Source organism: Oleiphilus sp. HI0079, assembly GCF_001635105.1.
This window is the reverse complement of the sequence record NZ_LWFT01001283.1, coordinates 1-5,409: the sequence shown is the minus strand read 5'-3', so window position 1 is coordinate 5,409 and position 5,409 is coordinate 1. Positions and strand designations below refer to the sequence as shown.

Sequence of the window (5,409 nt, the reverse complement as noted above, 5' to 3'; positions counted from 1 at the left end):
GAACTCGATGGAGCGAGAGTGGTCTCGGTCAAATCGTAACAAGCTAGCGTTGTCTATTTTGCTTTTGGATGTCGATCATTTCAAAGCATATAACGACTTTTACGGGCATTTAGAAGGTGACCGTTGCCTAGAAAGAATCNCCGAAACGCTGCAAAAAGCGACGCTTAGGCCTGCTGATATAGCTTGCCGCTTTGGTGGTGAGGAGTTTCTAGTGCTTCTTCCTGAAACCAGCGCGCAAGGGGCAAGAGAAGTAGGGGTTCGGATTCTTGCTGCATTGAAGGAGGAAAAGCTCCCACATGAAACATCCAGCACTGTGGACTATGTGACTGTAAGTATTGGCGTGGCGAGCAATGTCGATCACACAGATATCGAGTCAATGATTAGAGCCGCGGATGAGCATCTATATCAAGCAAAAGCGGCTGGCCGAAATCAAATTGGAGCTTAGGGTTTTTGCCTCGATTCAAAAACAGATTTTTAATCGTTTCTTCCTAAAGGCTTTGGGCGCGTTTTAGATAATTGCTCTGAAGTCTGTTAGCGTCCGTGCTCTGTGATATACCCTCCTTGCATGTGATTACGTATCGGATCGCGTCTCTACTTTATCTAGTTTTGGAGGTCTGCTGTGCAGCAAAAAACGCATCAACTATTGTCGCAAAGTATTGGTACGAGAAGAGAGCTTCTTAGCCTGCATTACGGTCGTGGCGACATAGATGTGAAGGTGTATATGCAAGCTAGCTTGCATGCGGATGAAGTTCCTCCAATGTTAGTCTTACACCACCTGAGAACCTTGTTAAACCAGGCAGAGGAGCAGGGGCTCATCGCAGGGGAGATCGTTCTCGTCCCGTATGCCAATCCTATAGGCCTTTCTCAGCACCTTGCGAGGGATCATCTTGGCCGCTTTGACTTTACTAGCGGTGAGAATTTCAATCGGAGTTATCCTGATTTTTACGATCTTATTATTGATGACATAGAGCCACGACTTAGTCAGAACGAGGATCAAAACAAGCAAGTCATTCGAGGTGCGATTAAAACTGCGTTGTCCCATATTCCCCGTGCTACTGAACTGGCCGATATGCGCTTAACCTTGCTTGACCTCGCGCATGATGCTGATTGGGTGCTCGACATGCATTGCGACTTTGAGGCATTGATGCATATGTATGTCGATACGCCCTACCTTGATCAGATAAGCGGATTGGCGCGTTATCTTGCAGCGGAAACAGTGCTTTTTGCAGAAGGTTCGGGAGGTTCCGCGTTTGATGAGGTTCAGTCAGGCGTTTGGTATCGGCTTCGTGATCAGTATCAAGGCAAATACCCTATTCCGCTAGCCGGCTGTGGCGTTACACTCGAGTTTCGCGGTGAAGCCGATGTAAGCCATGGGTTGGCCGCGCGTGATGCTCAGCAGATCTTTCATTGGCTACAATCGATTGGTGTGATTGAGGGTGAGCCATCGATCATGCCGCAAGCGCTCTATACCCCTACCCCCTTGGCAGGTTCTGATGCCATAAAAGCACCGGTTTCTGGTGTGCTGGTGTTTAAAAAACGGTTGGGTGATCTGGTTTCGGCGGGAGACGTGCTCGCTGAGATCGTTAATCCGAACGATCAAACCATTACACCCATCACCACGAAGGCCGCCGGAAAGTTTTTCGCACGAGAAAACCGGCGTTTTGCTATTGCTGGTATGGATATTGGTAAGGTGGCTGGGCCTGATGCGTTTCGCGAAGGGCCGCTGCTTGGCGCATAGCTTTTGGCATTATCGGGTTTGGCTTCGGTAAACGGGCTAAATCGAAGAATCTGGCTAAACTTTAGGGGCATATAAGAAAACTAGAGAGAGCTTTAGTGTCTGCATACCATCGTCATGTCGCTCGTCGATCCATCTCCAAAATCATTTTAGCGGTTGTATTACTGCTATGTGCACAGGTGCTGTGGTCGGCAGAAAACACCTTAAAAGATGGGGCAGATTCACCCTTGCCTATGGCATTCGACTATTTCGAAGACCCTTATCATCTTTATACCTTCGAGCAGATACAAGCCTTGCCTGAGGATCGATGGTCCAAAGCCATGCCGGGGCAAGGGAGCTTTGGTTTTACGAGTTCCCAGTATTGGATAAAAACGCTCATCAGCAACAAAACTGCGAATACCCAGAACATGGTCTTGGAGGTCGATTATCTATTACTTGATGATGTGGTCTTCAAAGCAACGACCTCAGATGGAAGAGTGCTTGATTTAGCAACCGGTGATAGCCGGAACTTTTACCCTAGGCATATTGATCATCCAAGCATTTTGTTCAACTTTCAGTTAGAGAGTAATCAGGATATTTCGGTTATTTCCCGAGTCAAAACCCAGGGCTCGATGTTGCTGCCCCTGTATCTTTGGACAGAGAAATCCTTCTTTGAGTCTGCTGCAAGCGAACAGAAAATCCACTTTTTTTACTATGGCGCTTTAGCCGTCATCTTGCTTTTGAATCTAGCGGTATTTTTTACACTGCGTGAAAGATTGTATTTGTATTACGCGTTAGCCGTTTTTGGCTACCTAGTATTTTTTGCGAGCAGTCGAGGCTTTATTCATCAGATGGTGTTGCCTCATGCACCCGATTTGAACAGTCGATTGTTCCTTATGTCGATGCCCTTTCTTGCTTTGTTCTCTTTGCTTTTTGCGCGCAGCTTTATGCGAACCTATCGTGGCACTCCGATGTTGGATAAAGCCATTTTGGTGATGGTCGGTTTTGAGATCTTTGATCTCGGCGTATCCATGTTTATGGGCTACGACTTTTCAGTGCGTGTATCGGCCATTGGTGGTGTTTTGCTTTTTGCGGTACTTGTTTTTGCTGGGCCAATCAGTTGGTTTAAAGGTAAGCGATCCGGTATTTACTTCACTATTGCGTGGGTTCCCCTGACGCTAGGGTTTGCCATTACAACGGGCAGGAGTACCGGCGCACTACCGAACAATTTTTGGACAGAATATGCAATGCAGATCGGGTCGGGCATTGAAGCTTTGGTGCTAACGTTGGCGCTTGCGGATCGACTTTATCGAGAAAGAGAAAAGAAAATACGTGCTCAAGCGCAGAGTCTCGACACGGCAAAAGAGCGAAATCGAACTCAGATTTTGTTAGCGCAGACAATGTCTCGGGACCCCGTAACCCAGCTTCTAAATCGCAATCGTTTCGAGTGGCTGGTGCGGAATACCTTGATGGAAAATCCAGAAAAACGCTACTTTGTTGCGGCCTTGAACATGTCGCGCATTGACGATATTACGCGGACGCTGGGCTTATCAAGCAGTGAGAGATTGCTCCGACAAATTGCTCGTAGCCTCCAAAACGATACGCAAGCATTGCAGGGGGTCGTGAATGCAAAGCTTGAGGACGGTCATGAAGAGGGACTGTTTCAGATAGCGGGAGTGACCTTTGGAGTGCTGGTCGACCAGGACGCATTTGAGGCGTCACCGGAAGGGTTTTATGAAGTTCTGCGCAAACTCAGCGCTCCGATTGCATTTGAAGGACTGAGCCTTGAGTTGTCACCGCGTTTTGGTAGTGCGTTATTTCCAAAGCATGGAACGGACCCCGCCAAGTTAATTCGCAATGCGCTGATCGCGATGGAATCGCCGAACCCAAAAAGTGGTTTGATGGGGGTATATCACGGTGACTTCGATGTATACGATGAGAGTCGCTTAACACTGCTTACGGAGCTTAGGCAGGCTATTCATGACGATACGCTAGCGCTCGCATTTCAACCCAAACTCGCGATGCAGACATCTAAAGTCACGGGAATGGAGGCCTTGCTGCGTTGGACGCACCCTAAACTTGGGTTTGTTCCGCCAGACAAATTCATCCCGCTTGCCGAGCAAACCGGACTCATTGATTTGATAACGCAGTGGGTGTTTCGGAGCGTCGTCGAGCGAATGTTAGAGCTCCGTGCCAAAGGATATGTCGGCACCATGTCGATCAATATTTCTGCGCGCAACTTACATAATCCACATTTTGCAGAGCAGCTCTCTCAGATACTCGACAACACCGCACTCAGTGCAGATATGTTTTATCTGGAATTGACGGAGACTGCGGCGATGGAAGACCCGGTATTGGGTATTACAGCTTTGCAAACGCTCGTTGATAAAGGTTTTAAAATTGCCATAGATGATTTTGGCGCCGGTTATTCCTCCCTCTCTTATTTGCAACGCCTCCCGGCTTCCGAATTGAAGCTCGATCGCTCTCTGATTGTTGATGTTTGCGAGAGTAAGAGTTCATTGATGATTGTGAAGACGTTTGTCGACATGGCGCATGCGCTTAATCTTGAGTTGGTTGCAGAAGGCGTTGAGGATGAACAAACGGCTAACTCCCTGCGGGACTTAAATTGCGATCGTTTTCAGGGTTATTGGATTGCGCGTCCAATGCCATTTGATGATATGCAGCTATGGTTGTCAGAACATGAGGCCCTAGCGCTAGGCTAGGCTTCTCCAAAAAAGGACTCTTCATGGTGCGTAATGCACTCTGATGACGCATTTATCCGGTTCTCCATTGTTTTGTCATATGTAAGTGACTGAAACATATAGGTTTCATAAGTTGGTATCGAATTTGAATGTAAAACCTCAAAGTGAATACGATTAGAGTCGTAAAATAAATCTTGCAGCTCGAGAATGACCTCGGGCCTGCATCAGGCAAAGAAGCCTCCGCAATCAGATATGTGTTCTGGTTATGGAGGTTTTTTTTTGCCCTTAGAACATTGGTGGAGACTGAAGAATGCAATCATCAAATATGAAAATTGTTGTCGTTGGGAATGGGATGGTTGGCCATCACTTTGTTGATCAGCTCATGGAGCAGCACGATGGTTTTGATCTTACTGTGTTATCTGAAGAGCCGCGATTGGCCTACGATCGGGTGCATCTTTCAGAGTATTTTAGCGGTAAGTCGGCGGATGATTTGGCCTTAACCACCCCGGAGCAATACACCAAACAGGGCGTGAAATTCTTTACTGATGCGCGCGTCAGCAAGATTGACCGTGATGCAAAGCGAGTTGAAACCGCAGATGGTCAATGCTTTGAATATGACAAGCTGGTGCTCGCTACGGGCTCTTATCCTTTTGTTCCTCCTATCCCGGGCAATGATCAAGAGCACTGTCTGGTATACCGCACAATAGAAGATCTTGAACGCATAGAGGCTTCATCCAAGCAAAGTAAGGTGGGTGTTGTTGTCGGTGGCGGATTACTTGGCTTGGAGGCGGCAAATGCCCTGAAGGAAGCGGGCCTTGAAACCCACGTCGTCGAGTTTGCTCCTCAGCTTATGGCGGTTCAGGTAGACCAAGGTGGCGGTCGTTTACTTAAATCAAAAATTGAATCGTTGGGCGTTCAAGTACACACCCAGAAAGCGACTCAAGAAATTACTGCGGGTGAAAACTGCCGTTATCGTATGTGTTTTGCGGATGG

The 5,409-nt window shown here is 47.6% G+C and carries 4 protein-coding genes; all 4 read left to right on the top strand.

All coding sequences use genetic code 11. The features are described 5' to 3' along the window. Positions 1-445 (top strand): diguanylate cyclase (locus A3750_RS22450; protein WP_156498846.1); only part of this gene is annotated, 445 nt, incomplete at its 5' end. A 174-nt stretch (positions 446-619) separates the two neighbouring features. Then, complete coding sequence (locus tag A3750_RS22445; RefSeq protein ID WP_068466200.1) at positions 620-1,738, top strand: M14 family metallopeptidase; 1,119 nt, start codon at positions 620-622, stop codon at positions 1,736-1,738. A 95-nt stretch (positions 1,739-1,833) separates the two neighbouring features. Then, entirely contained in the window at positions 1,834-4,437 is a 2,604-nt protein-coding gene (locus A3750_RS22440; protein ID WP_068453018.1) for an EAL domain-containing protein, read from the top strand. Between the two features lie 289 nt (positions 4,438-4,726). Further along, positions 4,727-5,409: FAD-dependent oxidoreductase (locus A3750_RS22435; RefSeq protein ID WP_231871925.1), on the top strand; the 683-nt coding region annotated here is incomplete at its 3' end.